Origin of the sequence: Rhodophyticola sp. CCM32, assembly GCF_004751985.1 — a bacterium.
GTDB lineage: Bacteria > Pseudomonadota > Alphaproteobacteria > Rhodobacterales > Rhodobacteraceae > Rhodophyticola.
Genome location: NZ_CP038492.1, coordinates 2,395,507 through 2,419,554, shown reverse-complemented (window position 1 = coordinate 2,419,554; position 24,048 = coordinate 2,395,507). Strand labels below are relative to the sequence as shown.

Annotated in this window: 21 protein-coding genes; 12 read left to right on the top strand and 9 right to left on the bottom strand. The window is 55.1% G+C overall.

From position 1 onward, the window contains the following. Positions 1-1,128, top strand: coding sequence for a UDP-N-acetylglucosamine 2-epimerase (gene neuC, locus E2K80_RS11710; RefSeq protein WP_135375172.1), 1,128 nt, complete (start codon positions 1-3; stop codon positions 1,126-1,128). Between the two features lie 82 nt (positions 1,129-1,210). On the opposite strand, the gene hisF is transcribed toward neuC, so the two are convergent. Both hisF and E2K80_RS11700 read right to left on the bottom strand, forming a co-directional pair. Beyond that, positions 1,211-2,002 (bottom strand): imidazole glycerol phosphate synthase subunit HisF, encoded by a 792-nt coding sequence (hisF, locus tag E2K80_RS11705; protein ID WP_135375171.1) that lies wholly within the window; start codon positions 2,000-2,002, stop codon positions 1,211-1,213. 11 nt (positions 2,003-2,013) lie between these two features. Beyond that, complete coding sequence (locus tag E2K80_RS11700) at positions 2,014-3,357, bottom strand: N-acetyl sugar amidotransferase (protein ID WP_210405378.1); 1,344 nt, start codon at positions 3,355-3,357, stop codon at positions 2,014-2,016. 131 nt (positions 3,358-3,488) lie between these two features. On the opposite strand from E2K80_RS11700, the gene E2K80_RS11695 reads away from it, so the two are divergent. Genes E2K80_RS11695 through hisH form a run of 3 tightly spaced genes read left to right on the top strand, consistent with a single transcriptional unit; the run spans position 3,489 to position 5,813 of the window. After that, positions 3,489-4,547, top strand: coding sequence for an N-acetylneuraminate synthase family protein (locus E2K80_RS11695; RefSeq protein ID WP_210405377.1), 1,059 nt, complete (start codon positions 3,489-3,491; stop codon positions 4,545-4,547). Then, on the top strand, positions 4,537-5,175 hold the full coding sequence (locus E2K80_RS11690) for a NeuD/PglB/VioB family sugar acetyltransferase (RefSeq protein WP_135375170.1): 639 nt from the start codon (positions 4,537-4,539) through the stop codon (positions 5,173-5,175). The genes E2K80_RS11695 and E2K80_RS11690 overlap by 11 nt, the downstream gene beginning before the upstream one ends. Beyond that, positions 5,172-5,813, top strand: coding sequence for an imidazole glycerol phosphate synthase subunit HisH (gene hisH / locus E2K80_RS11685; RefSeq protein ID WP_168193174.1), 642 nt, complete (start codon positions 5,172-5,174; stop codon positions 5,811-5,813). Before E2K80_RS11690 ends, hisH begins: the two co-directional genes overlap by 4 nt. On the opposite strand, the gene E2K80_RS11680 is transcribed toward hisH, so the two are convergent. Further along, positions 5,780-6,544, bottom strand: coding sequence for a sulfotransferase (locus tag E2K80_RS11680; protein WP_135375168.1), 765 nt, complete (start codon positions 6,542-6,544; stop codon positions 5,780-5,782). The two genes, hisH and E2K80_RS11680, sit on opposite strands and share 34 nt — an antisense overlap. A gap of 505 nt (positions 6,545-7,049) precedes the next feature. Here E2K80_RS11680 and E2K80_RS11675 point away from each other — a divergent pair. Genes E2K80_RS11675 through E2K80_RS11645 form a run of 7 tightly spaced genes read left to right on the top strand, consistent with a single transcriptional unit; the run spans position 7,050 to position 14,079 of the window. Further along, positions 7,050-7,823, top strand: a complete 774-nt coding sequence (locus E2K80_RS11675) for a class I SAM-dependent methyltransferase (RefSeq protein WP_135375167.1) — start codon at positions 7,050-7,052, stop codon at positions 7,821-7,823. Between the two features lie 41 nt (positions 7,824-7,864). After that, on the top strand, positions 7,865-9,214 hold the full coding sequence (locus E2K80_RS11670; protein ID WP_135375166.1) for a hypothetical protein: 1,350 nt from the start codon (positions 7,865-7,867) through the stop codon (positions 9,212-9,214). Between the two features lie 5 nt (positions 9,215-9,219). Next, the gene (locus E2K80_RS11665) at positions 9,220-10,458 is read left to right on the top strand and encodes a capsular polysaccharide export protein, LipB/KpsS family (RefSeq protein WP_135375165.1); all 1,239 of its coding nucleotides are present in this window, start codon (positions 9,220-9,222) and stop codon (positions 10,456-10,458) included. Further along, complete coding sequence (locus E2K80_RS11660; RefSeq protein WP_135375164.1) at positions 10,455-11,258, top strand: SDR family oxidoreductase; 804 nt, start codon at positions 10,455-10,457, stop codon at positions 11,256-11,258. The genes E2K80_RS11665 and E2K80_RS11660 overlap by 4 nt, the downstream gene beginning before the upstream one ends. Next, entirely contained in the window at positions 11,259-12,398 is a 1,140-nt protein-coding gene (locus E2K80_RS11655) for an acyltransferase family protein (protein WP_135375163.1), read from the top strand. After that, entirely contained in the window at positions 12,395-13,366 is a 972-nt protein-coding gene (locus tag E2K80_RS11650; RefSeq protein ID WP_135375162.1) for a Gfo/Idh/MocA family protein, read from the top strand. Before E2K80_RS11655 ends, E2K80_RS11650 begins: the two co-directional genes overlap by 4 nt. Further along, on the top strand, positions 13,363-14,079 hold the full coding sequence (locus tag E2K80_RS11645; RefSeq protein ID WP_135375161.1) for an acylneuraminate cytidylyltransferase family protein: 717 nt from the start codon (positions 13,363-13,365) through the stop codon (positions 14,077-14,079). The genes E2K80_RS11650 and E2K80_RS11645 overlap by 4 nt, the downstream gene beginning before the upstream one ends. Positions 14,080-14,118: 39 nt before the next feature. Here E2K80_RS11645 and E2K80_RS11640 read toward each other — a convergent pair whose 3' ends face one another. The 4 genes from E2K80_RS11640 to E2K80_RS11625 all read right to left on the bottom strand — a co-directional run bounded on the left by E2K80_RS11640 (position 14,119) and on the right by E2K80_RS11625 (position 19,724). Next, positions 14,119-14,964: an aldolase/citrate lyase family protein gene (locus E2K80_RS11640; RefSeq protein WP_135375160.1), complete on the bottom strand. Its 846-nt coding sequence runs from the start codon at positions 14,962-14,964 to the stop codon at positions 14,119-14,121. Further along, positions 14,964-16,778, bottom strand: a complete 1,815-nt coding sequence (gene asnB / locus E2K80_RS11635) for an asparagine synthase (glutamine-hydrolyzing) (RefSeq protein WP_135375159.1) — start codon at positions 16,776-16,778, stop codon at positions 14,964-14,966. Before asnB ends, E2K80_RS11640 begins: the two co-directional genes overlap by 1 nt. Beyond that, on the bottom strand, positions 16,778-18,265 hold the full coding sequence (locus tag E2K80_RS11630; RefSeq protein ID WP_274379215.1) for a DegT/DnrJ/EryC1/StrS family aminotransferase: 1,488 nt from the start codon (positions 18,263-18,265) through the stop codon (positions 16,778-16,780). Before E2K80_RS11630 ends, asnB begins: the two co-directional genes overlap by 1 nt. Before the next feature lie 196 nt (positions 18,266-18,461). Continuing rightward, positions 18,462-19,724, bottom strand: a complete 1,263-nt coding sequence (locus E2K80_RS11625; RefSeq protein WP_168193173.1) for an O-antigen ligase family protein — start codon at positions 19,722-19,724, stop codon at positions 18,462-18,464. Positions 19,725-19,858: 134 nt separating this feature from the next. On the opposite strand from E2K80_RS11625, the gene E2K80_RS11620 reads away from it, so the two are divergent. Then, positions 19,859-20,884 (top strand): hypothetical protein, encoded by a 1,026-nt coding sequence (locus tag E2K80_RS11620; protein WP_135375157.1) that lies wholly within the window; start codon positions 19,859-19,861, stop codon positions 20,882-20,884. A 164-nt stretch (positions 20,885-21,048) separates the two neighbouring features. Here the strand turns inward: E2K80_RS11620 and E2K80_RS11615 are convergent, their stop codons facing one another. Then, on the bottom strand, positions 21,049-22,554 hold the full coding sequence (locus tag E2K80_RS11615) for a sulfatase-like hydrolase/transferase (RefSeq protein WP_135375156.1): 1,506 nt from the start codon (positions 22,552-22,554) through the stop codon (positions 21,049-21,051). Positions 22,555-22,559: 5 nt separating this feature from the next. Continuing rightward, positions 22,560-24,044 (bottom strand): tripartite tricarboxylate transporter permease, encoded by a 1,485-nt coding sequence (locus E2K80_RS11610; RefSeq protein ID WP_135375155.1) that lies wholly within the window; start codon positions 24,042-24,044, stop codon positions 22,560-22,562. Positions 24,045-24,048 lie beyond the last annotated feature (4 nt).

Sequence of the window (24,048 nt, the reverse complement as noted above, 5' to 3'; positions counted from 1 at the left end):
ATGCTTATCCATTATGTAACAGGAAGCAGAGCCGATTTCGGGCTGGTCCAGAGTTGTCTCAAGAGAATTGATGCGTCCAGCCAGCATGAGGTGGAACTTGTCGTAACGGGGCAGCATCTCATCGACAAATATGGCGGTACGATGTCCGAGGTCGAACGTAGTGCGCTTCGGATCGCGGGAACAATCCCGGTGTCGCTCTCCGGCAAAGACGGCCAGGAGATGGCGATTGCGACGGCACATGAACTTGCAGGTTTTGCGAGCATCTGGAAGACAAAACGCCCTGATCTGCTCTTGGTTCTGGGAGATCGTGGTGAGATGTTGGCAGCGGCCATTGCTGCGGTCAACATGGGCATCCATGTCGCGCATCTTCACGGTGGTGAGCGATCGGGAACTGTCGATGAAAGCTTTCGCCATGCTATTTCAAAACTGAGCCATTTCCACTTTCCGGCGACCCAGGACGCAGCAACTCGGCTGTTGAAGATGGGGGAGGAGGAAGACAGCATCACCGTGATCGGCGCGCCTGGGCTGGTCGGGCTGACCGATGGTGCCCGACGCAAGCCGACCAAGCTCCGACAAGACTTTGAACTGCCACATTCCAAAGCCGTCGCGCTGGTCATCTTCCACCCGGTCGTTCAGGAACAACAATGTGCGGCGGCACAGATCGAAACGATTATCGTTGCCATCCAAGAGGCAAACCTCTCAGCGATCATTCTTCGGCCAAACTCCGATGCTGGTGGGGTCGCGATAGATGAAGTGCTGAACAAATACGAGATGTCAGGTGACATACGCGTCCTAACCCATCTGGGCCGTGCCGACTTTGTTTCAGTCCTCGCGTCCTGCGATGTGATGATTGGAAATTCTTCGTCCGGTATCATCGAGTCGGCAAGTTTTTCTGTTCCTTGCGTCAATGTCGGTAGCCGCCAGAAAAACCGGCAGCGCAACAGCAACACAGTTGATTGCCCAAGCATCGACCAATCCGCCATTCTGCAAGCGATTGGAACCGCACTGGAAATGAAATGCGATGGAGAAAACGTCTACGGCGACGGCCGTTCGGATCACCTATTGCTTCACGCACTTAACAATATCGAGCTGAAGCCGTCTATTTTAGCAAAACAGAACGCGTATTAAAGCCTTTCGAGTTTTCATTGAGACATGTTCATCGCTTTTCGCGTTCGACCGAAGAGAGAGGCAGCGAACAAGCGATTCAATGTTAACTTGAAAGGCTATAGCGGGCTCTCTCTTCCGGGAGAGGTCGCACAAAGATCCCTTCGTCGCGTAGGCACTGTCGCAAGTCCGACAGGTCAAGCTCCCGCCAATGCAAGGCTTGCGCGACGGCAACACCAGATACCTCCGTCTTGTCGATCAACTCGACAAGATGATCCCCGGTTCCCAGCCCCCCCGAAGCGACCACCGGGATCGACACACGATCACTCACTTGCCGCACCAGATCAACATCAAAACCCGAGCCAAGACCATCCTTGTCGATCGAAGTCAAAACGATCTCTCCCGCGCCGCATTTCTCGGCCTCCGAAGCCCATTCCAGCACGTCGCGCCCAGTATGATTCCTACCGTTATCCGTCATTGCGAGCCAGTTCGTCCCGGAACGGATCGCTTCAATAGACACAACAGTCGCCTGCGCCCCAAAACGATCAGACAAAGCTGAAATCAATGAAGGGTCGCGTGTCGCCGCCGTGTTGATCGCCACTTTGTCCGCTCCTGAACTGAGCAGAACATTCGCATCCTCGACACTTCGCACCCCCCCACCGACCGTCATTGGAACAAAAACTTCGGTGGCAACAGTCCTCACGATGTCCAAAAGACTGTTGCGTTCATAAAGGCTTGCGACTGCGTCCATAAGGAACAGCTCATCCGCGCCCCCTTCCGCATAGGTGCGGGCGAATTCGGCAGGTGGTCCAACCTTGCGCCATCCTTCCATCTGCACGCCCTTGATCAGCCAGTTCAACTTGATGTCGAGGCGTGCGATAAGGCGGACATTTCGCATAGAGCAGGCCCTCAGATCACGCGGTGACGCAAAGACCAACCAGTCTCCGCGTCCTTTTGCCATAGATGTGGTGACCGAAAACGATCTGTAAGCGCCTCAAAATATGCTCGATCCATTTTCGGATGTTCAAACATAGTCGAAGCTTTCGGAAAAGTTTCCGCGTCGATCGAAAGATAGTCAAAAATTTCATCCGCCCATCTTTCAGGGAACTCTCCGTCATACCTGCGGATGAGCGCGACAGCCTCTTCCCGCTCCAGATCTCCCGAGCGGACCTCTTGGCTTGCATCATAGCTCGCGCGACCGATGCCAAACTTGATATAGGTGGTATAATAGTGGAAATCGTCAATTTTGTCGTCAATCGAGTTATACTTCGAATACGTACCGGCAGTGCGTTCCGGCGAGGCTTTGAAACCACCATTCTTCACAGCAAAGTAGTAGGCCGACTGCGGATGCCATTTCAGGTAGTATCCCAAATAGTGAACTTCAGCCTTTAAGTCTCGCAACGGCGCCATATCGGCTGGCAAGTACGGCGATAAGTCGGCCTGGCTCAAACCGAAATTTTCCTTCAGGCTGGCAACGCTTTCGCCACCAAGATACATTTCCTGATCGCCCTTGGCGGCAAAAAAGTCGTAGGATCTCTGGGCGTCAGCGTTGTCTTCGATCGGATTGCCATACTCAGCCTCGTTCTCGCCATAGAAGATCAGCGGGATACCGAACAAAAGCGCCATCTTTGGTGCAAAACACTTCTGACCAATGATAAATGGCTGAAAAGGATGGAATATATTCTCTACGGCGAGCCTCGTCAGCAGCCTTTTGGATCGACCCGATGCGGTCATCTTGTAGTTGTCCATGCCCGAGTTGATCCAAGCATCGAAGTTCTGTCTGCCCCAATCCGTATAGATGTTCGGTGCCCAGGTTACGGTGAGCGGATTCATCCCAAACTCGTATTTCAGCATCCATGACTGATAGAAGCTGTCTTTGCCTCCCGATCCAGGCACAAGACAGTCATACGATCCGTTTTGACTGCGAAACCGATCACAGAGCGCCTTCAGTTCTGCCCGACGTTCATCCCAATCGATGTCGCGTTCTTTCCGCGCCGCGGTTCGGCAGGCATCGCACACCCTGTCTTGATCGAACCGGATCGTTGTCTTGACGGATTCCTGCGTATGCTGGAACTCGACAGTTGAGTTCGCTCGCTGGTTTGAGATGCCGCAACGGGAACAAAACTCGACATCTGCAGGCAGACCGTAAAGCCGAGGTGGATCGTTTCGTTCGGGTGAAAAGTCATCCGGCTCGATGTTCCAGTCCAAAGCACATGGTTTTATTGTCATGGAAAGATCAACCCCCAGGGTCACATTGCAGGTCTTGTGAAACGAACCTGTGTAAGAGCGACGATAGCCTGTCAACCCCACAAACAATTTGCTAAAGCCTCAGAACCTTGTTGACCAGGTTTGGAAATGACGCCTAAACGGAATACGGAACAATGATGACCATTTCAGCCCCCGTGATGTCCCTGAACGGCCGCGAAATCGGATCCAGCCATCCTTGCTATATCGTTGCAGAGATAGGGGTGAATCACAACGGCAACGGCCAAATCGCCCGCGAAATGATCGACGCGGCAAAAAAAGCCGGCGCGGACGCGGTCAAGTTTCAGACTTTTCGCACGGACGCATTGGTCAGCCCAGGCGCCGGCAAGGCAGACTATCAGGTCACCCAAACCGGGAGCGGTTCGCAAGCTGACATGTTGCGCAGGCTGGAACTAGACGATGACACCTTCAGGGCATTGCGCGACCACTGCGAAACTGTTGGAATTGACTTTATGTCAACTGCCTTTGACTGCCAAAGCCTTGAGACAGTCATCGACCTCGACCCGGTGTGTCTGAAATGGCCATCTGGCGAAATCACAAATGTTCCCCTGCTCCGTCAGGCTGCGCAGACCGACCTGCCCGTCCTGCTCTCAACCGGGATGGGTGGCATTGCCGAAATCTCCACTGCCATCGACACACTTACTCGAAGCGGCGAGAAAGACGTCGCGATTTTGCAGTGCGTCTCAAACTACCCGGCCCGGATCGAGGACCAAAATTTGCGCAGCCTGCCTGCGCTCTCCGGTGCATTTGGACGCCCGGTTGGATTTTCTGACCACACAATCGGACCTTACGCCGCGCTTGTTGCACGCGGGCTCGGAATGTGTGTGCTCGAAAAGCACTTCACCCTTGATCGTTCACAACCCGGACCAGATCACGCGGCATCAATTGAACCAGATGACTTTGCTGCTTTGGTTCGGCTGCTGAGGCAGGTCGAGGATGGGCTTGGTGATGGCGTCAAACGCGAGGTGGGTTCTGTCTCGGATGTACGTGCCGTAGCGCAGAAAAGTCTTGTGTTCGGCCTCAACCTGCCGAAAGGTCATACGCTCCGTGAGGCTGATTTGTCAGCAATGCGGCCCGGGAACGGTCTATCGCCTGCCCTTCTGGACCTGTTTATAGGACGTGCTTTACGCTGCGATGTAGACGCTGGTGAGCTTGTGGACCTGGCACATGTCGAATGAGCAAATCGATAAGCTTTGTCTTTTCGGTGCAGGCGCCCATGGTCGTGTCGTCGCCCATCAGGCGCGATCCATAGGGGTAAAGGATCTTTGCTTTGCAGACGATGCATTGCCAACCGGATCCAGTATTGACGAAACTCCGGTGCTGTTCCCGGATCTGGAAAGCGTGTCAGGCTATGCGATGCTCATCACGGTTGGTGATATCCGCACAAGACAACGCATCTTTGACCAAAGCCGCGCTTCGGGTCACCCTCATGCGCGGCTTATCATTGAAGGTGCACGTTTCCTGTCAGAAGACCCCGGCGAAGGGACAATGGTACTTATCGGCGCTTTTGTGAACATCGGTGCAAAAATCGGAAAGAATGTCATCGTAAACAGCGGTGCCATTGTCGAGCACGATGCAATCATCGATGACCACTGCCATCTGGCACCGGGCAGCGTTGTCGGCGGTGCGGCGAAGCTTGGCTGCGGCGTTTTGCTGGGTAGCAACGCCACAGTTCTGCCGGGTATGTCCGTTTGCGACTGGTCGACGATTGGCGCGGGCGCGGTGGTCTGCGATCACATAAAAGAACCGGGAACATACATCGGCGTTCCAGCAAAGAAATTCACAGACCGGGACATCAGAACGTGACGCTCAGCTGTACAATTGTCGATTACGGCAGTGGCAATCTTTTTTCCGTGACCGAAGCTCTTAAACGCTGCAACGTCACGCCTGTCTTGAGCTCCGACCCAGACGTCGTCGCCAACTCAGATCGCCTGATCCTTCCGGGCGTGGGTGCGTTCGGACGCGCCGCTGATCAGTTGCGCAAGACTGGTCTTGATGCGGCCGTACTGCGTTATCTTGACAGGGAACGTCCATTTCTGGGCATCTGTGTCGGCATGCAGATTTTGATGGAGACAGGAGAAGAGTATGGCATCCATCAAGGTCTCGGAGTGTTCAGCGGATCCGTTTCAAAAATCACCGCGCAACACGATGACGGAAGACCGGTGCGAGTGCCAGTGATCGGTTGGAACACCCCGCGCGAAGCATTCACAGGCAGTTTTGCAGGGACACCATTTTCCGCTGTTGGGGCAAATGCCGCCTACTACTTCGTGCACAGTTACGCGGTGCAATGTAAAACAGAGGGCGTCGTCACTGCCGTTACCGATGTAGGGACGACACAAGTGACGGCTGCAATTGCCCGCGATCATGTCTACGGAGTGCAGTTTCATCCCGAGCGGTCTGGACTGGACGGTCAATCTTTTCTGGATGGTTTCCTGCGGCTCTGATTTGACGTAGCAGCGCCCTGGCTGTCCGTAGCAAAGACAATCTCCATCTCGGTCTTGTAAGGGTCGGTCCGATAGCCCTGTATCGGTTGGCCATGAACAAGATAGTGTGACAGGCGGGATGAGAACCAGGGATCGCCGAAAATTTCTTGCAGGCGATCAATGGGCAGCGTCGTGATGTCCAGCCCGCTGCCTTGATAGCCGAAGTCAGCCATCTCAGGTTGGCAAATCAATTCAACCAAAAAAGTCTCTTCAGGATCGAGATGGTTTTGCCAGCGCGGCGCCGCAGCGTTGTAGTTCTCGCGAGTGTCGTCGAAGGAGGTATTCGTGCGCCAAGCCTCACCTTTAATATCAGAAAAACGGTCCAAATCCGCCAACTCATCAACGTATGGCTCACCTAGAAACTGGCAAATCTTGCGCATTTCCCCCGGCAGATCCAGAGCAAGACTCTCTGCGCGCAGTATCAAGATGCGGTTTTCTCCGTGTATTTTCTGTAGTTTGGGAACCTCCACCATGGCCCCCTTGCAGTTCAGCGCGGCATCAAGATATGTCGGCCAGGGCTCGTAGGTCATCTTTTTGTAGGATGCGGTCACGTCACGAGGATCCCGCACAATATGTATAACTTGCCCGTGCGGAAACATTTCCAGGAAAACGGGAATGTCGCGCCACTGTGCTGCAAGTTTCTCTGCCCAACGCGTGGCCCCGGGCTTATCCGCAACGAGAATTGATCTCATAATCGCGTCGTAAACACGGCTGTGGGTGATCTGCCCTTCGGCCAGCTGCCCCTAACAGCGTCGCTGGAAAAGCTCAGGCCCCAACGCCTGGCCACACGCTGATGCGTTTCCGCCAGCAATTTCTGAAGCTGTTGCGGGTCGGCGGGATCCGGGAAATGAGGGTAGCAGAACCGCAAGTATTTCACCGTGGAGGAAGCCGCAGCGATTGCAGGAATATTGTTTACCACCGCTGTCAAAAATGTTGTCCCACTTCGGTACACACCCGAGAGGAAAACAGGTCGCGGTTCGTTCGCTGCCGCTGCAACGGCGTGTTTCTGTCTCAATGCTGGCCTCCAGCCGATAAGATGCGTGCCGAGCTATAGCGGCAGTCGGTGGTCGCGTGAAGATTCGCCCTCACACCTATCAGAAGACCCTACCCACTAGTCAGCCTTCGGACTTTCAATTACTGGTTAAAGCTGACCACTCGACCTCTCAGACAGCCCTTCAAACCTTTCTGGAAAAACCGATGACGCAAGACGACCCGCGCAAAGCCTACTGGAATGAAAAATATCTGGAGTACTGGCGTAGCAGGGTAGCAGAAGCAGGGGAAGGCACCAGCAACGTCGTTTCGGGCGACCCGAACACGGAAGATGACGAAGTATATCGCCGTGTATTTCATCGCTACGGATTCGAGCCGGGCCGTTTGCTGGAAGTAGGATGCGCGTGGGGCCGGATGTTTCCTTGCTACAAAGCATATGACCTTAAAATCACCGGGGCTGACATCTCTGAAGCGATGATCTCTGCCGCACGCGAGAGTTGGGAAACTGATGAAGCCGTTGAGGCGCTTGCAGTTGCGCCGGCGGAAGAGTTGCCGTTCGCAGATGAGTATTTTGACAATCTCGCATGTCTTGCAGTCCTTGATGCGACCCGGCAAAACGAGGCACTCACTGAATTCCTGCGTGTCACCCGCCCAGGCGGGCGGCTCTATATCACCGGGAAAAATGATCTTTATCACGCGGATGATCAAGAAGCGCTGGCGGCCGAGATCGGTGCGAGGAAGAAGAACCATCCGAATTTTTTCACGGACGTCACCGGACTGCTGGAATGCATGTCGCAGCAGGGTCACACTCTGGTTGGACAGTATTACTTCGAGCGCCGAGGCGATTTTGCGGCCTTTAAATACGTTGAAACGCCTCGTCCGCCATTTTACGAATATCTTCTGGTCTTCTCGCGAGGTGAGAGCTTTGCGCCTCTGCCGACCATCAGCTCCGCCTATTCGAAAGCTTTTCAAAATCAATAAAGCCCGGCCCGAAAGCCGCCGATACTGCTAAAGGGTACTTCATGTCCGGTCGTGTTTTTATCGTACATACCATCGACACCGAGGGGCCGTTGTTCGAGCCTCTGGAGGCAAAGTTCGAACGGCTGGAAGAACTATATGGGCTGAGTGGCGTAGAACCTACGATCGACAATCTTCAAAGATTGAAAAACGGCGAAATCGATCTTGGCAACAAGACGGAGAAGATTTCACTCGCACTGCAAAGTCATGCTGGAAGCACACTGGGCAGTTGGGAAGAAATCAACGCCATGTTGCGACGGGTGACGGAACGGGCATACCGCGAACAATTGCCTGATCATGACGGAAATGGATGGGTCTATACTTGGTATTGCATGGACCATGTCGGGTTCAATGTGAACCCGCGAAAGCGCGACATCGGTCACCATCATGTTCATGACCGCTACACAAGCCTGGTAGAAGATCAGCCGTGGTCGCGAGACGCGGTTGAGTTTCACTTTCACCCCGTATCCACCTATCGTGAGGCGCATCGCTGTGCGACGCACTATCTGCGTTATGATGATCTTTTCGAGATCCTGTCCCGCCGCATTCTGGAACGCGGCTTTTTCCCGGCAAGCTATCGTGCCGGCTTTCAAGCGGAGAGACCAGACAGCCATTGGTTTCTTGAGCAGTTCATTCCGTTCGATTTCTCGAACATGGCAACAAAAGATACACATGATCTAGACGCATCCACCGACTTCCGAAACGGCCGGTCGGGCAATTGGCGTCGCGCGCCCAGTGATTGGAGAGTGTACCGGCCCGATCATGACGACTACCAGAAGGAGGGCCGATGTCGGCGCTTGATCGCGCGATCGCTCAACCTCCGCAGCCGCATCGCAGCGATGACACAAGATGAAATGAACGCGGCATTCGCGCGCGCGGCATCCGGGCTTGATACAGTTGTAGGAATGTGCAGCCATGACTGGCGTGATCTTGAGCCCGAGGTGGATGCCGCTGTCGATATGCTGCGCGCAAGCACATGTCGCTATCCCAATGTGCCCTTCCACTACAGCCCTGCGCGACCAGCTTTCCAAACTCAGTTGACGACCGAAGAACGGCAACAGGAGGCGCTGGACCTTTCTCTTGAGTTCGTGCCTGAGAGGCCGGGCCAAGATGTCCCCTTTATCCGCATTGAAGCAAAACGCGGGAAGGTTTTCGGCCCCCAGCCATTTCTCGCGATCAAAACCAAATCCCGGCGCTTTCTGCATGACAACCTTGATTTCGGCGATATGCCAAACGTCTGGTACTATGCGTTTCATGGCGACACGCTTCCGCTTGAGGATGTTGAGGAAATTGGCGTGGGTGCAAGCGACATCCTCGGCAACACAATCACCAAGACATTCCGGCCCGGCTATTGACCCGCATGCGACCTCATGAACACGACCCGCCAAAAAAGGTCATCATGGCCTGCTATGGCGGTGGTCATGTGCAATCGCTCATCCCTGTGGCAAAGGCACTCTCAGCCCGGCCCGAGATAGACCTGCTGGTGGTTGGTTTCACAACTGCCCGGGCGAGCTTTCAGCGGGCCGGGATCCCGGCCGAGAGTTACTGTTATTTTCTGGATGACATTGAGCACAAATGGCTCAAACTGGCCCGTCGGCACGCGCCGGCATCACGTCACGCCGATATTACAGAGGACGAAAACCTAGCCTATCACGCTATTGGGCTGCAGGACCTGGCCGCAGAAGAAGGCCAGGAGGCCGCTCTGGCCAAATTCGAACGCTTCGGACGCAAATGCTTTTTGCCGACGCGCACTTTTGACAGGTTTCTCAACAACTCCCGACCGGACCTGGTTATCACATCCAGCAGCCCCCGATCAGAACTTGCCATGATAAGATCAGCCCGTCAGCTGGGGATTGAAACTTTGGTGATCTCGGATCTTTTCCTGCAAGCGGAAGCCAAATACGTCTGCGCAACGGACTATGCCGCAAATGTATCGGTGCTCTCTGACTACGTGCGAGACTTTCTATTTTCAAAAGGGTGTCAGTCGCACATCTGGGTCACCGGGAACCCGGCGTTTGATCCGCTTGTTGACGCTGCCTCGGAAGACCTGAGGCTGAAAAGGCGCCACGAGCTTGGTCTGCTGGACACGCAAAGCCTGGTGATGTGGGTCTGTCCCTCGGCTGCAGTGTCAATTCTTGGTAGGCCTTTTGCTGATCCTTCGGCCATCCTGAACATGCTGAAAGATTTAACCGAACAAACTCCAGGAACACAAATCATGGTCCGACAGCACCCCAATGAGAGAGTCCTCAAAACAGACAAGATAGGCCCGGCCTTTGAGCCCCCGGCCAATTGGAAGATCGAAGACTGTTTGGCGGCCTGCGACAGCGTCCTCGTTGAAACATCAACGGTTGGCCTACAGGCGGCCCTACTCGGCAAGCCCGTCGTCACAATCAAAGCCGACGGTTATCCGCCCTATGCAACACTTGGGCTCGCAACCGATGTACTCGACGTCAACGCAGCATTGCCAGTGCTGCAGAACCCGACAAAACCCGATCTCGCCCGGTTGGGCGCGCCAAGTCTGGGCAGTGCGACCGCGCGCGTCCTGAGGGTGATCGAAACCCTCTTAGTACAACGCCAAAGTGCCGGAACAGTGCAATGAAATCACTACAGGATCTTGCAAATCTGTCCGGCCGGAAAGCCCTTGTCACCGGAGGCGCAGGTCATATTGGTATTGCAGCGGCTGAGGCGCTGCTTGAACTTGGCGCCGAAGTTGTACTTCTCGACTTACCCACTTCACCGCTTGAGAAATGCGCAGCAACTTTGCGCGACCACCACGGGGACCGGATCACTGTTCTGACAGGCGATTTGAAAGATCCAGAGTTGCCAGCAGAAATTGCACGCGAGCTTCAGAAAACCAGTGGATCCCTTGATATACTGATCAACAATGCCGCTTTTGTTGGCACTTCTGACCTTGAGGGGTGGGTAACCCGTTTCGAAGATCAAAGCGTCGATACGTGGAACCAGGCCATGCAGGTGAACCTAACCGCTGCGTTTGCACTCATTCAGGCACTCGTACAGCCTTTACGCGAGGGAGGACACGGAAGCGTGGTCAATATCGGATCGCTTTACGGTGTCTTGGGACCGGATCTGTCGCTCTATGACGATACATCCATGGGAAACCCCGCAGCTTACGCGGCAAGCAAAGGGGGGCTTCTTCAATTGACGCGCTGGCTTTCAACCGTCCTTGCGCCTGATGTCAGGGTCAACGCAATTAGTCCCGGTGGTATTTTCCGGGGCCAGCCCGAGGTTTTTCGCGACCGTTATGTCGCACGAACACCACTGAGGCGCATGGGAAAAGAAGAGGACTTGAAAGGAGCAATTGCGTTTCTCGCAAGCGATCTTTCAACATATGTAACGGGCCAGAACCTCATGGTCGACGGCGGCTGGAGCGCGTGGTAGATGTCGCCTGGTCAATCAACTCTGCTGGATGCTTTGAGGGCATTTGCCGCACATTGCGTTCTGCTCGGACATATCCTTTCGCTTTCGATCTTCCCGGAGCTACGCACCGGCTTGGGGGACCTGGGCGTCGTCATCTTTTTTGTTCTATCTGGTTTTCTGATCGCATCCACCAGCACTGCGAAGGCGGATCGTAGTCGATATCTGTTTCAGGATTACCTGCTTGACCGTGCTTTCAGGATTTTCGCACCTTACCTTCCCGCATTGATAGCCGTGTTCATTCTTGATGGATTGACCCTTCGGTTTTCGACGGTGCAAACCTATGCTGAGTATTTCACACTTAAAGATTTCACGGCGAGCCTGCTGATGTTGCAACAGTTTCCACCTGGCATCATCCTCGACGAGTGGTTCGGACTTAATGCCGCAAAACTCTCGACTTTCGGCAGCGCCAGACCGTTCTGGACTGTTGCCAACGAGTGGTGGCTCTATGTCTGCTTTGGCATGATATTCTTCAGTATAGTTTCAAAACATCGCAAAACCGGCTTTGTTTTTCTTCTGGCAGCCGCGATCGTCCCGGTATTCAACTTCGTCGCAGGTACAGGTGACGGGCTGAGTCTGCTTTGGGTTGTCATGGCATTGATGGGTGTATTCTATGCCCGCAGGCCCGGCAAAACCGGGGCAAATATGCCAGATATCAAAGTGCCGGACTCCAAGCTGAACATTATCCTAACGATGGCGCTCATCTGTACTCTGCTGCTAGCCGTTGTACGCTTCTTATGGATCTCATACCTGCATCCATCCTTGGCGCCCGGAACACCGGTGGTCTACGACTTCAACCTCTATGTTCTGATTGCATTCGCAATGTCCCTGATGTTCTTTCTTGTGCGGCAGATCGAAAACCCTTTAGGCCACAAGTCTATCCGGTTCTTAGCGGGCTACTCCTACTCGCTTTATCTGATCCACTATTCCATTATCTATTTCTGCGATGCGCTTGAGTTGGGACCGAAGGGAAAAGCAACGCGGCTCCTCTTCCTCTACCTGCTCTGCAATGTGGCCGCAGTTCTTCTCTGGGCCCTGTTCGAGCGACATCATCGGCGCCTGAGATACTGGGTTTCTGGACGTCCCGACAGGCAAGGCTCATGAAGGCAATCGTATTCGGAACCGGGTCGATCGGTCGGCGTCATATTGGTTCACTCAGACAAATCGTACCGGACTGTGAGATCATTATCGTACGCAATGGGGCGCATGAGGATGACTATTCGAAACAAATTGGGGCCATAGTGATCGGCTCACCTAAAGCCGCGCTGGATTTACGACCTGATCTTGCCGTGATTGCCACGCCGTCAGCACTGCACATTGACGCGCTGGCCCCATGCATGATGACCAACCTTCCAATTTATCTTGAAAAGCCCGCAGTCACCACAAACAGTGACATTTCCTCTATCTCTCAACTGATAGCGAACCGAGGCTACGATGCGCCAAGTCAGATGGGCTGCAACCTGCGCTATCTTCCAGCAATGCAGAAAACTTACGACCTTGCCCGATCCGGTGAGCTTGGGCTGATTGCGCGGGCGAGCTTTCAGGCGGGGCAGTATCTGCCCGACTGGCGTCCAGGCACGGATTGTCGCCTTTCCTACAGCGCCGATCCAAAGCGTGGCGGCGGTGTCATCTTTGATCTCATCCACGAGATAGACGCCGCGTGTTTTCTCTTGGGGGCTTTCACCGACTTACACGCCTTTTCGGCGAGGATGGAGCCGTTGGGCATTCGCTCCGAGGCGGTGGCAACACTCATCTTACGTGGCGAAACCGGCAAGCCGCTGGTGACCATCGGTCTCGATTATGTCAGCCGGCAACCATTGCGCAAATATGATATCGTCGGCACCGCCGGAACACTTCAACTGGACCTGGTGAAAAAGCGAATGATCCTCGATACAGCCAAGGGGCGCGAAATCCTATCGCAGGATCCAGCCGACTTCGATGTCGCTCAAACCTACGTTACTGCGATGTCGGAATTTCTCAATGCCATCTCAACTCGACAATCGACGAGCCAGGATATTTCCGTTGGACTTGAAACCGCCGCTCTGGCGATCAAAGCAAAGGCCGCCTTATGAGTACAGTCGCCACAATTTGCGCACGCGGTGGCAGCAAGGGAGTTCCGGGAAAAAACACCCGTCTGCTACTGGGTAAGCCATTGATCACACACACGATTGAGCAGGCGCTGTCCTGCGGACAGATTGACCGAGTATGTGTATCGACAGACAGTCAGGAAATAGCTGATATCGCGCGCTTGGCGGGTGCTGAAATACCCTTCCTGCGCCCAGCCGAACTTGCAACAGATACGGCCGGAAAACTTGATGCGATCATCCACTTGGTGGAACATCTGGAAGCCACTGGTGCAAACATATCCCGAATTGTCGATTTGGACCCAACATCACCGTTGCGCGCCTTGTCAGACATAGACGACTGTCTTCGTCTCCTTGACGATTCCTGTGACACGGTGATCACCGCATTCGAAGCCGAAAAAAACCCGTATTTCAATATGGTAGAGATGGGTCAGGACGGCGATGTGCATCTATGCAAGCGGCTTGGTGGCCCCGTCTTGTCAAGGCAGTCTGCCCCACATGTCTACTCGATGAATGCGTCTATCTATGTCTGGCATCGCCAAAGCCTCAACAAGAACCTATGGTCGGGACGCGTTAAGATGCACGTGATGCCTCGGGAACGCTCGATAGACATCGATGCGCCCCTGGATTTTCGTATCGTGGAGTTAATTCTGAAAGATCGGCAGGAGCCGAGCCGTATGGAAAATCCACCTGTTGGTTGAGCTGGTCACCCATTTTGTTCGGCGCACCCAACAAGAGCCTCAGGTTGGCACCGACCGTATCGTGCTGACTTTTTCGACGGCTCTGCGGAACCGGCTGGTATTTTCGGCAATGGCAGTTGTATCCATCTCCAGAAAACCGTTGTAGATTTTTCTCAGGCGCGCAATCTCTGCCACGAAATCCATGCCTGCCTTCAATTCGTCCAGGCTTCGCGCCCTGCGGTGAAAGCTGCGCGAAAGAATCGCTCCCGAAGAACCAAGTCTGACATGCTCACCCAAAAGGATTTCCGGTGGGATGACGCCTTCTGTACTGCGCGCAATGCCACCAATACCAAACGGGATATCGGCTGACCTGAGTGCTTTGGCAGGACCGTCGAGAACCTTCTGCGCCAGAGGTTCGAACATCATCGCATCGCCCCGTTCGAGGTGCAGATCGTTCAGGCCAAAGTGCAGCCCGGTCAAAGGCAGGTCTCCAATCATCTCAGGCAGTTGCGCAACCGCCCCGATCGTTTCAAAGAGTGGCAGCGCTTCGACGCGATCAGCCAGGATGTCAAAAAACCGCGCCAAGGTATCCCGATTGTGAAACATTGGCAGCATAACCGCATCGGCGCCGCGTGCCACAACAGCGTCCACCTCATCTTTTGACCCCTCGTGCAACGGGTTAATCCGAACCAGCAAATGAGCATCCGGCGCGCCCTGCCTTATTCTGGTGACATCCTCGATCTGCAAGGCCGACTGCACGGTATCAAGATGACCTTGGCGTTCCTGTTTTCCGAGAGTCTCCAAATCAACCATTATCCGGTCTACCCCGTGGGTGGACGCAAACAGCGCGATGTCAGGGTCGTCGACAATCATCAAGAGCCGCAGTTTGTTCTCTCTGATCGCCATCAGCCGGTCTTACCAAGATTGGCTGGTGTGTTTTCCAGATCTTCAAACCGGCGAAACCAGAGCTCCGTTGCGATCAGGGCTCTGAGTTGACGGGTGTGGTTTGCGTGTCCTCCTAGATGTTCGTCCACGATGCGCCGAAGACCTTCTCCAGAAAAGAGATTGCGGGCCTCAAGCCGACCGTCAAGCAGACAGGACCGGCAATATGAAGCGAGCGCATCCCGAAACCATTCGCCAACCGGCACAGTGAACATCTGTTTTTTGCGTTCGACTATTTCCCGCCCAAGCAAGGGTATCATGGCATCTTTGTAGACCGCCTTTGTTCGGCCCCCACTCAGCTTAAGCGCCCCAGGTATTTGGAATGCGAACTCCGCCATTCGATAGTCTAGAAAGGGCGAGCGAACCTCAAGACCGTGCGCCATTGCCATCCTGTCTGGCTTGACCAGATTGTTACCAGGTAAAAGCGTAAGTGTTTCAGCGAGCAGGACGCGATTTATCGGGTCTTGGTGACTTGCGTCCTTTATGGGATCTGAAAGAGCAGAAAACGGGTCTTTCTCCGAAAAGGCCGCCGCGAGGTCTCCTGTAAGCAGCCAGTCAGCCTGACTGCCTGTGAGCAAACCCGACCCGCGCGCGAATGCGTTTTCCCAATCCGGCTCCAACTGATCGGCCTTGCCTTGAGGGAAAACCTGCAGATACTTTTCATATCCTCCAAACAGTTCGTCACCACCATCGCCGGTCAACACCATCCTTACCTCTCGTGCGGCCAGCGCCGAAACCTGGCCCGTCGGGATAAAAGAGATATCGCCATGCGGCTGATCGCAATTCCAGATCATTTGCGGCCAAAGCACCTCAAGGTCCGGTTTCATCATATGGACCTGATGGTAGCTGCCGAACCGGGCGGCAACCCTCCGAGCCCAGTAGGTCTCATCGAAACGCGGGTCGGAAAAACCGATCGAATAGGTGCGGATCGGTGCCTTCTGGTAAAGACTCATCATTCCAACGACCGACGCACTGTCGAGACCGCCAGACAAAAACGCACCGAATGCGGCATCCGACCTCATCCTTATACGCGTTGCATCATCCAGCAAACGAACCAGCCCTGCGTGCACATCAGCCGGTGATATATCTTTTTCCGGCGAAACCGCGTTGAGATCCCAGTACCGTTCAATCTTCACACCGCCAATGCGATCAATCTTGGCGCGACAACCCGGCATTAAATGATGTATGCCCTGAAAAATCGTATCAGGCGCAGGAATGTAGTTGAGCGCAAAGAACTGTGCGAGAGATGACAGGTTCGGCGAATAGCGCTGCCCGTTTGTTAGTATGGCCTTGATCTCAGAGCCGAACCAGAGCACCCCGCTTTGTTCGTCGCCAGCAAGGTAAAGAGGTTTGACCCCAAGCCTATCCCGAAACAGCCATAGCGTCTGAGTGCTGATCCGGTAGACAGCAAATGCAAACATACCGTTTAAATGATGGACAACGTCAGGACCCCAATAGTCGAAACCGTGCAACAGAACCTCTGTATCGCCATTGCTTCGGAAGCTATAGCCGGCACGCCTGAGAACCTCACGCAGTTCCAGATAGTTGTAAATCTCACCATTCTGCACGACGACCAGATCGCCATCATCTGAATAGATAGGCTGGTTGGACGCCTCGGTCAGATCAAGGATCGAAAGCCGCGTATTCCCCAACAGAATGCCCGGCCCCGCATGCATACCATCCGCGTCCGGGCCCCTGTGTCGAAGTGCGTTCGCCATGCTCGGACCGCAGGTCACCTGATGGTCATCCCATCGGAAGGCCCCAAAAATTCCGCACATCAGCTCTGTCCCTCAGACACCAGAATTTCCTTTATTGCCGTGATTACACCCTGTTGTTCGCGAATGCTCATGGCGCTGCCAGACGGAAGGCAAAGCGATGTAAGAAACAGGCCGGGACTTACGGCTCTTTCCGGTGAGTGTGGTTCGAACGCGGCTCCTGCAAGCAGCGGTTGCATCTGCATCGGCTTCCATGCGGGCCGGGTCTCAATTCCCCTTGCCTGAAGAGAACGCATAAGCTGATATGAATGTAGTGAGATCAAATCGGGATCAAGCGAAATCACGGTCAGCCAACGGTTTCCAATCGACCCATCGACCTCTGACTGAAAGCATATGCCGGGGACTTCAGACAATGCGTCCAGATACCTTAGAAAAATAGCCCGACGCGCTGCAACCCGATCATTCAAAACTTCAAGCTGGCCACGACCAATTCCGGCCAGCACGTTTGACATCCGGTAGTTATATGACAAATCAGAATGCTGATAGTGCTCTGCATCATCGCGTCCCTGCGTCGCAAGCTTGCGAGCACGGTCCACAAGATCCTGCTGATCAGAGACAAGCGCCCCGCCACCGGATGTTGTGATAATCTTATTCCCGTTAAAGGAGTAGACAGACATCAGCCCATGCGCGCCTGAAGGTCGATTGCCATAGCTCGCACCCAGGCTTTCCGCCGCGTCTTCGATAATCGGGACACCATAGGCCTCGGTCAACCTGACCAGCGCATCCATATCTGCGGACTGTCCGTAAAGATGCACGACGATCACCGCCTTCGGCAACAGACCCCTTTCATTGTCTCGTGCCAAAGCGCGCGCTAAAGCCGCTGGCGACATATTCCAACTTTCAGGGTCGGCATCGATCAAAACCGGCTCGGCGCCAACATATAAAATCGGCTGCACCGAAGCTGCAAAGGTCAGATCCGAGACATAGACCCGGTCGCTTACTCCGATATCCAGCACGCGCAGCGCAAGATGCAGCCCCGCTGTTCCAGAAGTCAAAGCAACCGCGTGATGTCTTCCAGATACATAGCACATGGCATCTTCGAATGCGGTCAGGTTTGGCCCTGCCGGTGCGATCCAGTTCTCATCAAATGCAAGCTGAACATACCCGGCTTCAGCATCCCCCATATGCGGTGGCGACAACAGTAAGGTCTTGGTCAGCGCAGCCCGGTCAGCCAAGCCAACCGGCCGACCTTCGGGATCGGTCAACACAATTACGTCTATCGCCCGCTCATCAAGAGCAGAAAGCAGTTCCGCTCTACGCGTGCCTTGCGCTCTTGTAACAGGTTGCCTGTCGCCAAGGGCCGATACCGGCGTATCAAGATCGTGACCTCCAAGAAGCGCCCGCCGGACATCGCCATCCGTAACCGTGCGCATGATACGTTGATCGGCGTCTACAACCAGGCAAATCTTGGTGCTGACATGTTCAAGCGCCGCAAGCACCTGACGCAGATCCGAAGTTGCTGACAATATGTGTTGGTCGATCTGGGTCACGTATGGCTCGCAGTTGTGATCACCTAATGAGGTAACCTTTGCAGTGTCGAAGTGCAATCAAGCCGAGGCGGGCCTGCCCGGCGCTCTGTTCGTCGCCAGTTGCACAATTGCGCCGGATTTCCTTCGCACGGAGAGATGCTTTCAACGCGCGGCGTTTTTCGGTCATTTACACTTTGCAGCCCGCCCCGCTGAAACCCTAGGATATACGGAGCGCGGCCAGCACAACCAGGATTGAGACCAAGGACAGACTCGTCGTAAATGCCGAAATAGCCACAAAAAATACATTGTTGACCATCGCCACGCCCAGAAAGGCAGCACTCGTCAGAACACCGATCTCCCGGCGGGCATGTGCAAGCCCCGCACCCAGCCCTGCATTCCCCCTGAACCCTGCCCATGCAGGCGCGACCAGCAGCAGGACCAGCAGCAGGACAGCCACAATGCCGCCCCCGACACCATGGGTCAGAAAATCATTGTGCAGATGCGACAGACGGATCGGAAATGAGGATGTATCGGGAAAAACTGCATCAAAGCGGTTTTGAGGGCCAAACCCGAAAAGGGGTTGTTCCAGAAACGTCGCCCAACCTTCGTGCAACATGATCATACGCAAACCCGTGGACCAATCTCCATCTCCACCTACAAGTTCACTTGCAAGTGAACTTGAACTTGGACTTGAACTTGTGAGCATTTGCGCAGCTGCCGCATATCGGCCAGACGATGTCGCGTTGGCTGAAACAAACAAAATGACCAGCCCCATCGCGGCAAAGATCGCCCCGCAGGTCCAGATTTTATCCCGCAGACTGGCGGGGGATGTCGCATCGAACCCTATCCGTATCAATACGAGAACCCCGAGCCCCAGGAACAGACCGCGGGATTGCGAAAGGCCGCCAATGACATAGCCACCAAGTACAAAACTCAAGAGGCCCAGCCAGACCCATAGCTGCGAGGGCGCAAATCTTGCCATCGTCACCAGCATGCAGGGAACCAGGAGAAGAGGTGTCAGATTGAGCGGATTTCCCAACAGAAGTTCAGGCCGCCAGACGTCCATGTAGACACGTGCAAAAAGCGCGAGACCAAAAACCAGCATCAACATCAGCACTGTACCGCGAAACAGCCAGCCCATGTCCAGACGCACGGGTTCACGCACCGCCCAGAACGCAAGACCAGCCACAATGATCAGAGGAAGCGTATCGCCTATTGGCGATGCTGCATCAGCGCCGGCAATCAGTGATCGTGCCGTGATATAAATCACGTATGCCAGAGAGATGAAAAGAAAGTGGCGCAGCTCGCGGAGATAAGGCCCCTGCTGCATACGCAGCAGCGGTACAAGCACAAGAAACGCCAGTGTCGTAAACTTGCCAAGCAGCGGCATCAGCAACCACTGCAACAGCAATACCGGAGCACCACGTTTGGTCATAAGCGTCTGTATCGGGCGCTGTTTTCCGGTCATCAGTCCACTCATGCTGTCTGACCCTAGATGGCACATGCGGGAGGAGCAAGCACCTTAGGCGCCGGTTGCGACCCCCGCAGGATGGCCCATGACTGGACAGCCTTCGAGGCAATTCTTAAGAGACGCTGTATTTGAAGGAGAATATTATGCAGCGCCAGAAGCCAGTGATGACCCCGGCCATTTTGGCTGCAATAACCTTTCTGATTTACGTGGCGTGTATTTTTGGCGGAATTTATCAAGCCACGCTGTGGAGCCAGGTGGGTTACCTTTGGGATCACGGCTGGACCATTGCGAACTGGCAATCTCCTCTATCTGACGACCCGGCCGATCAGCTTCGCGCAAACAGCGTCCGGCCTGCTGCTCATCGGCTGCGCTATTTCCTGACATACCCACTTTTTTGGCTTGGTTCCCAACTGGGGATCAGCGCAGACAGGCTGTTTACAAGCCTCGCACCCTTGCTGTCGGCAACGACGATATGGTCCGTCGCCCGCGTTATAGTCGTGCGTAGTGGAAGGCCTTTGACCTGCACCTCACTTCTGGCGATCCTGCCTCTGGCCGGAATATATTTCGCAATGGATGGCCGCATGATGCTTGCGTTTTGCGGCTTTGCAATCTTGTTGTGCGCCCATTTGGCCCCTCTTCGAACCGCACCATATTGGGTGGCGCTGGGTTCTGCTGCCGCACTTTTTCTCACGTCTGTGTCGAGTGGCACATTTTATTCAGCTTTTACAGCGCTCGTCGTGCTGAGCTTTGGCACCACCATTCGCGCTCAAACCATGTTGGCTCGGCTGCATGGTTTGATCCCGCTGCTCTTCATATTGTTGCTCTACCATTCCGATTTGTCGTCAACGCTGGAAAAAACCCTCGCTTACTATGGCGGTGGTCTGTCAGGTCTGGCAGGAATGGTAGGCCATGGTTTCGGAGCGTATTTTCTGAATCTGGAGATGACGCCAATCATGCTTTCCGCTCTGATCCTGGGTATGGTTTCCTGTGTTACGATAGCTTGCTGGCTGCTCCGCCGAGGGCATGAAACCTCGCTGTCATTGGTCCTGTTCACCTCGATTGCCATGGGGGTATTCGGCTACTCTGCCCTGTCACTGGCACTCATCCCGGCCTGTACTCTTGCTGGTATAGAGATTACACGGCGCCAGCCCACTAAAGGGGCCAAATAGGCACGAACATCGATGCTGTCCAATTGCGCTTGGGTCAGTGAGCACGCATCAAAAAATGGTATTCCGCTACGGGATGCACAGCTTACCAAGCGGCAAAATGTGTCGAACTTGAAACGGCTTCAACACAAACCTCCCGCTCGCAGGGGCACTACACCAATGATACCTCAGACGCTGCCGTCCCAGCCATCGGGGGCTTCGGGGAAGAATTTCATGCCGCCTTTGGGATTGATTGGCGGGACGGGCCATTGATGACCGCGGGTCAGTGATAATTCGCGGTTTGCGCCGGGGTGGAACTTGCGACCGGGTTCGCCCACGATCTCGTCGCCATCACACCATTTGTCATCGCTGCCATACATCTCGGCGCGCAGCAGGGTTTTCAACTGGTCCAGCGTGGCCCCATGCCGCGCATCGCCAGCCAGATCGGTCATTTCCTGTGGGTCCGCGTCGATATCGAACAGTTGGAAATGGTTGCCGACCGGGTACCAGATCAATTTGTACTGCCCGGCGCGGATCATGCGCGAGGCATGCGCCTCTTCCCCGAATTCGCCATAGAGATGGTCGCGCGGCCGGTCTGATATCATCGAGCAGCCCTCGACTGTTTCAGGCACATCAATGCCCGCCAGTCCCAGAAGCGTCGGCATCACATCCTGAAGGCCGGTGATCCGGTCGTCGGTGCGGTTGAACCCGACCTCGCGGTCATCCTTCTGCCCGATCACAATCATCGGCACATTGGACGACCCTTCATAATAGGTCTGTTTGGCCCAGAAACCGTGATTGCCCAGCATGTCGCCATGATCCGAGGTGAACATGACGATTGTCTCGTCAAGGATACCTTCCTCGCGGATGGTTCCGATCAATGCGCCGATCTGCTGGTCGATATGGGTACACAGGGCATAAAAGGCGCGACGTGCCCATGTGATCTCCCGATCTGAATAGACCGCGCGGGACCGCACACCCTGAAGGTTATAGGGCAGGTCCTCGGTCTCGTTGGCCCAATCCCCGCAGAACGGTGTATCGATCTCGACCCCGCTATAATGATCAAGAAACCTTTGCGGCGGAACCAGCGGCGGATGTGGGTGGCGATAGCCGAGATACCAGAAAGAGGGGCGTGTCGGGTCGCGGCGGCGCACATAGCGCTGCATCGCATCGGTGGCCCAGTTGGTGGCATGCACATGTTCCGGCAGGTGCCAGGCCGTGGCCTGATAGGCGTTGTTCGACATGCCATGCCCGAATTGCTGACCGACAAAACCCTGATCACCCAGGAAGATTTCATAATCATCGGTCACGCCGTATAATGTGCGGCCTTCATCATCGAGCAGGATATCGTCAAACCCGATTCTGTCGCGTTGCGGATAGGTATGGGTCTTGCCCACGGCATAGGCCTGATAGCCGGCATTGCGAAAGCTCTGTGCAAGCGTGGGCAGGTGCGGTTCCATCGGGCGGTGCGGCTGGAATGTGCGGTCGCCATGGATGCGCGGTGTCGTACCGGTCATCAATGTGCGCCGCGCGGGCAGGCAGACCGGTGTTTCCGAGTAGCAATTGGTGAACCGCACACCGTTCCGGCAAAGCTGGTTCAGAACGGGTGTGTGAACCGCCGGATGACCCGCAGCGCCCAGAAGGGCCGCGGGCCAGTGATCGGTGACAACCAGAAGGACATTGGGCTGTGTCATGTCTTTTACTCCGTTGCCTTCGCGGCCCTGGCGCGCCTGATAAGGGGTGTCAGCACGATCAGGGCGGTCATGCCAAGGATTGCCAGCGCAATTGGATCTGAAATGAAGGCGATAAAATCACCCTGGGCAGAGATCATGCCCTGACGCAGTTTTCGTTCAAGCGTTGCCCCAAGGGCCATGCCAATAACAATCGGCGCCACCGGATAATTCGCAAATCTCAGAACCAGCCCCAGAATGCCCGCGATCGCGCAGACAAGGATATCGACAAGATTGCCCCGAACGGTAAAGGCCCCGATCATCGAAAACAGAACAATCATCGACATCAGAACAGGCTCGGGCATACGCAGGACACGTTCAAAAACCCGGGCGCCAAGGGCCCCCATGGCAAACATGATGAAATTGGCGACCAGGATCACCAGAAAGGCGCCGGTCAGAATATGGGGGTTGTTGTTGATCAGATCGAAACCCGGTGTCAGCCCCTGAATGGTCAGCACCCCGAGCAGGACAACCGTACCGCCATCGCCGGGAATGCCCAGGGCAAGCGTGGGGATCAATGCACCACCGGTGACGGCGTTGTTTGACGCCTCCGAGGCGATCAGCCCGTCAGGTTCCCCCTTGCCGAAATTCTCCTTCCGTGGAGAGGTGCGGCGCAGATCCGAATAGCTGACGAAGGTGGCGGCCGTGGCGCCGGTGCCCGGCAGGATGCCGATAAAGGTTCCGATCACACTGGACCTGACAAGCTGTGGGAACCGCATTCGGATTTCGGGCCATTCGGGCATGCGGAAGCCGATATTGGTCACATCCTGGGTCTTGGCCGGGAAATAGAACGCGGCCCGGTGCAGGACTTCTGACAGGGCGAACAACCCGATCAGCACCGGGATCAGGGACAGCCCGCCACGCAAGGCGGGGATGTCGAAGGAAAACCGGGTCATGCCGGTCAGATCATCCGGGCCAACCGTTGTCAGCCACAGGCCGATCATGCCCCCCAACAGGCCTTTGAGAGTGCTGCCGCGCGACACCCAGGCGATACAGGTCAGTGCAAAAACGATGATTGCGAAAATGGCGGCGGGGCCGAATGCCACCGATACCGACGCCAGTGTCGGGGCGGCAACGATCAGAACCGCCAGCGAGAACAGGCCGCCGAAGAGCGAGGCAAAAGTGGCCCAGCCAATGGCCAGATCCGCCTTGCCCGCTTTGGCCATAGGGTAACCATCCAGAACCGTTGCCGCCGATTGCGGTGTGCCCGGTGTATTGATCAGGATGGCCGAAACCGACCCGCCATAGACTGAGGTGACATAAATCCCCAGAAACAGCGCGATGGAGGTTTCGGTGTCGAGACTGAAGGAAAACGGCAGCGCCACGATCAGAGCGGTCACGGTGCCGATCCCCGGCAGCGCACCGGCGATTGTGCCCCAGAGGCATCCGATGATGACGGCCAGAAGAACCGAAAATGTTGCAAACTGGCTGATGGCAAGGGCGATCTGGTCCATGTCT

Bases quoted from the DNA above. Each gene is read 5' to 3' on its own strand.
- neuC (WP_135375172.1), top strand. From the start codon at position 1: ATGCTTATCCATTATGTAACAGGAAGCAGAGCCGATTTCGGGCTGGTC.
- hisF (WP_135375171.1), bottom strand. From the start codon at position 2,002: ATGCGAAATGTCCGCCTTATCGCACGCCTCGACATCAAGTTGAACTGG.
- E2K80_RS11695 (WP_210405377.1), top strand. From the start codon at position 3,489: ATGACCATTTCAGCCCCCGTGATGTCCCTGAACGGCCGCGAAATCGGA.
- E2K80_RS11690 (WP_135375170.1), top strand. From the start codon at position 4,537: ATGTCGAATGAGCAAATCGATAAGCTTTGTCTTTTCGGTGCAGGCGCC.
- E2K80_RS11680 (WP_135375168.1), bottom strand. From the start codon at position 6,544: ATGAGATCAATTCTCGTTGCGGATAAGCCCGGGGCCACGCGTTGGGCA.
- E2K80_RS11675 (WP_135375167.1), top strand. From the start codon at position 7,050: ATGACGCAAGACGACCCGCGCAAAGCCTACTGGAATGAAAAATATCTG.
- E2K80_RS11670 (WP_135375166.1), top strand. From the start codon at position 7,865: ATGTCCGGTCGTGTTTTTATCGTACATACCATCGACACCGAGGGGCCG.
- E2K80_RS11665 (WP_135375165.1), top strand. From the start codon at position 9,220: ATGCGACCTCATGAACACGACCCGCCAAAAAAGGTCATCATGGCCTGC.
- E2K80_RS11660 (WP_135375164.1), top strand. From the start codon at position 10,455: ATGAAATCACTACAGGATCTTGCAAATCTGTCCGGCCGGAAAGCCCTT.
- E2K80_RS11655 (WP_135375163.1), top strand. From the start codon at position 11,259: ATGTCGCCTGGTCAATCAACTCTGCTGGATGCTTTGAGGGCATTTGCC.
- E2K80_RS11650 (WP_135375162.1), top strand. From the start codon at position 12,395: ATGAAGGCAATCGTATTCGGAACCGGGTCGATCGGTCGGCGTCATATT.
- E2K80_RS11645 (WP_135375161.1), top strand. From the start codon at position 13,363: ATGAGTACAGTCGCCACAATTTGCGCACGCGGTGGCAGCAAGGGAGTT.
- E2K80_RS11640 (WP_135375160.1), bottom strand. From the start codon at position 14,964: ATGGCGATCAGAGAGAACAAACTGCGGCTCTTGATGATTGTCGACGAC.
- asnB (WP_135375159.1), bottom strand. From the start codon at position 16,778: ATGTGCGGAATTTTTGGGGCCTTCCGATGGGATGACCATCAGGTGACC.
- E2K80_RS11625 (WP_168193173.1), bottom strand. From the start codon at position 19,724: ATGAGTGGACTGATGACCGGAAAACAGCGCCCGATACAGACGCTTATG.
- E2K80_RS11620 (WP_135375157.1), top strand. From the start codon at position 19,859: ATGCAGCGCCAGAAGCCAGTGATGACCCCGGCCATTTTGGCTGCAATA.
- E2K80_RS11615 (WP_135375156.1), bottom strand. From the start codon at position 22,554: ATGACACAGCCCAATGTCCTTCTGGTTGTCACCGATCACTGGCCCGCG.
- E2K80_RS11610 (WP_135375155.1), bottom strand. From the start codon at position 24,044: ATGGACCAGATCGCCCTTGCCATCAGCCAGTTTGCAACATTTTCGGTT.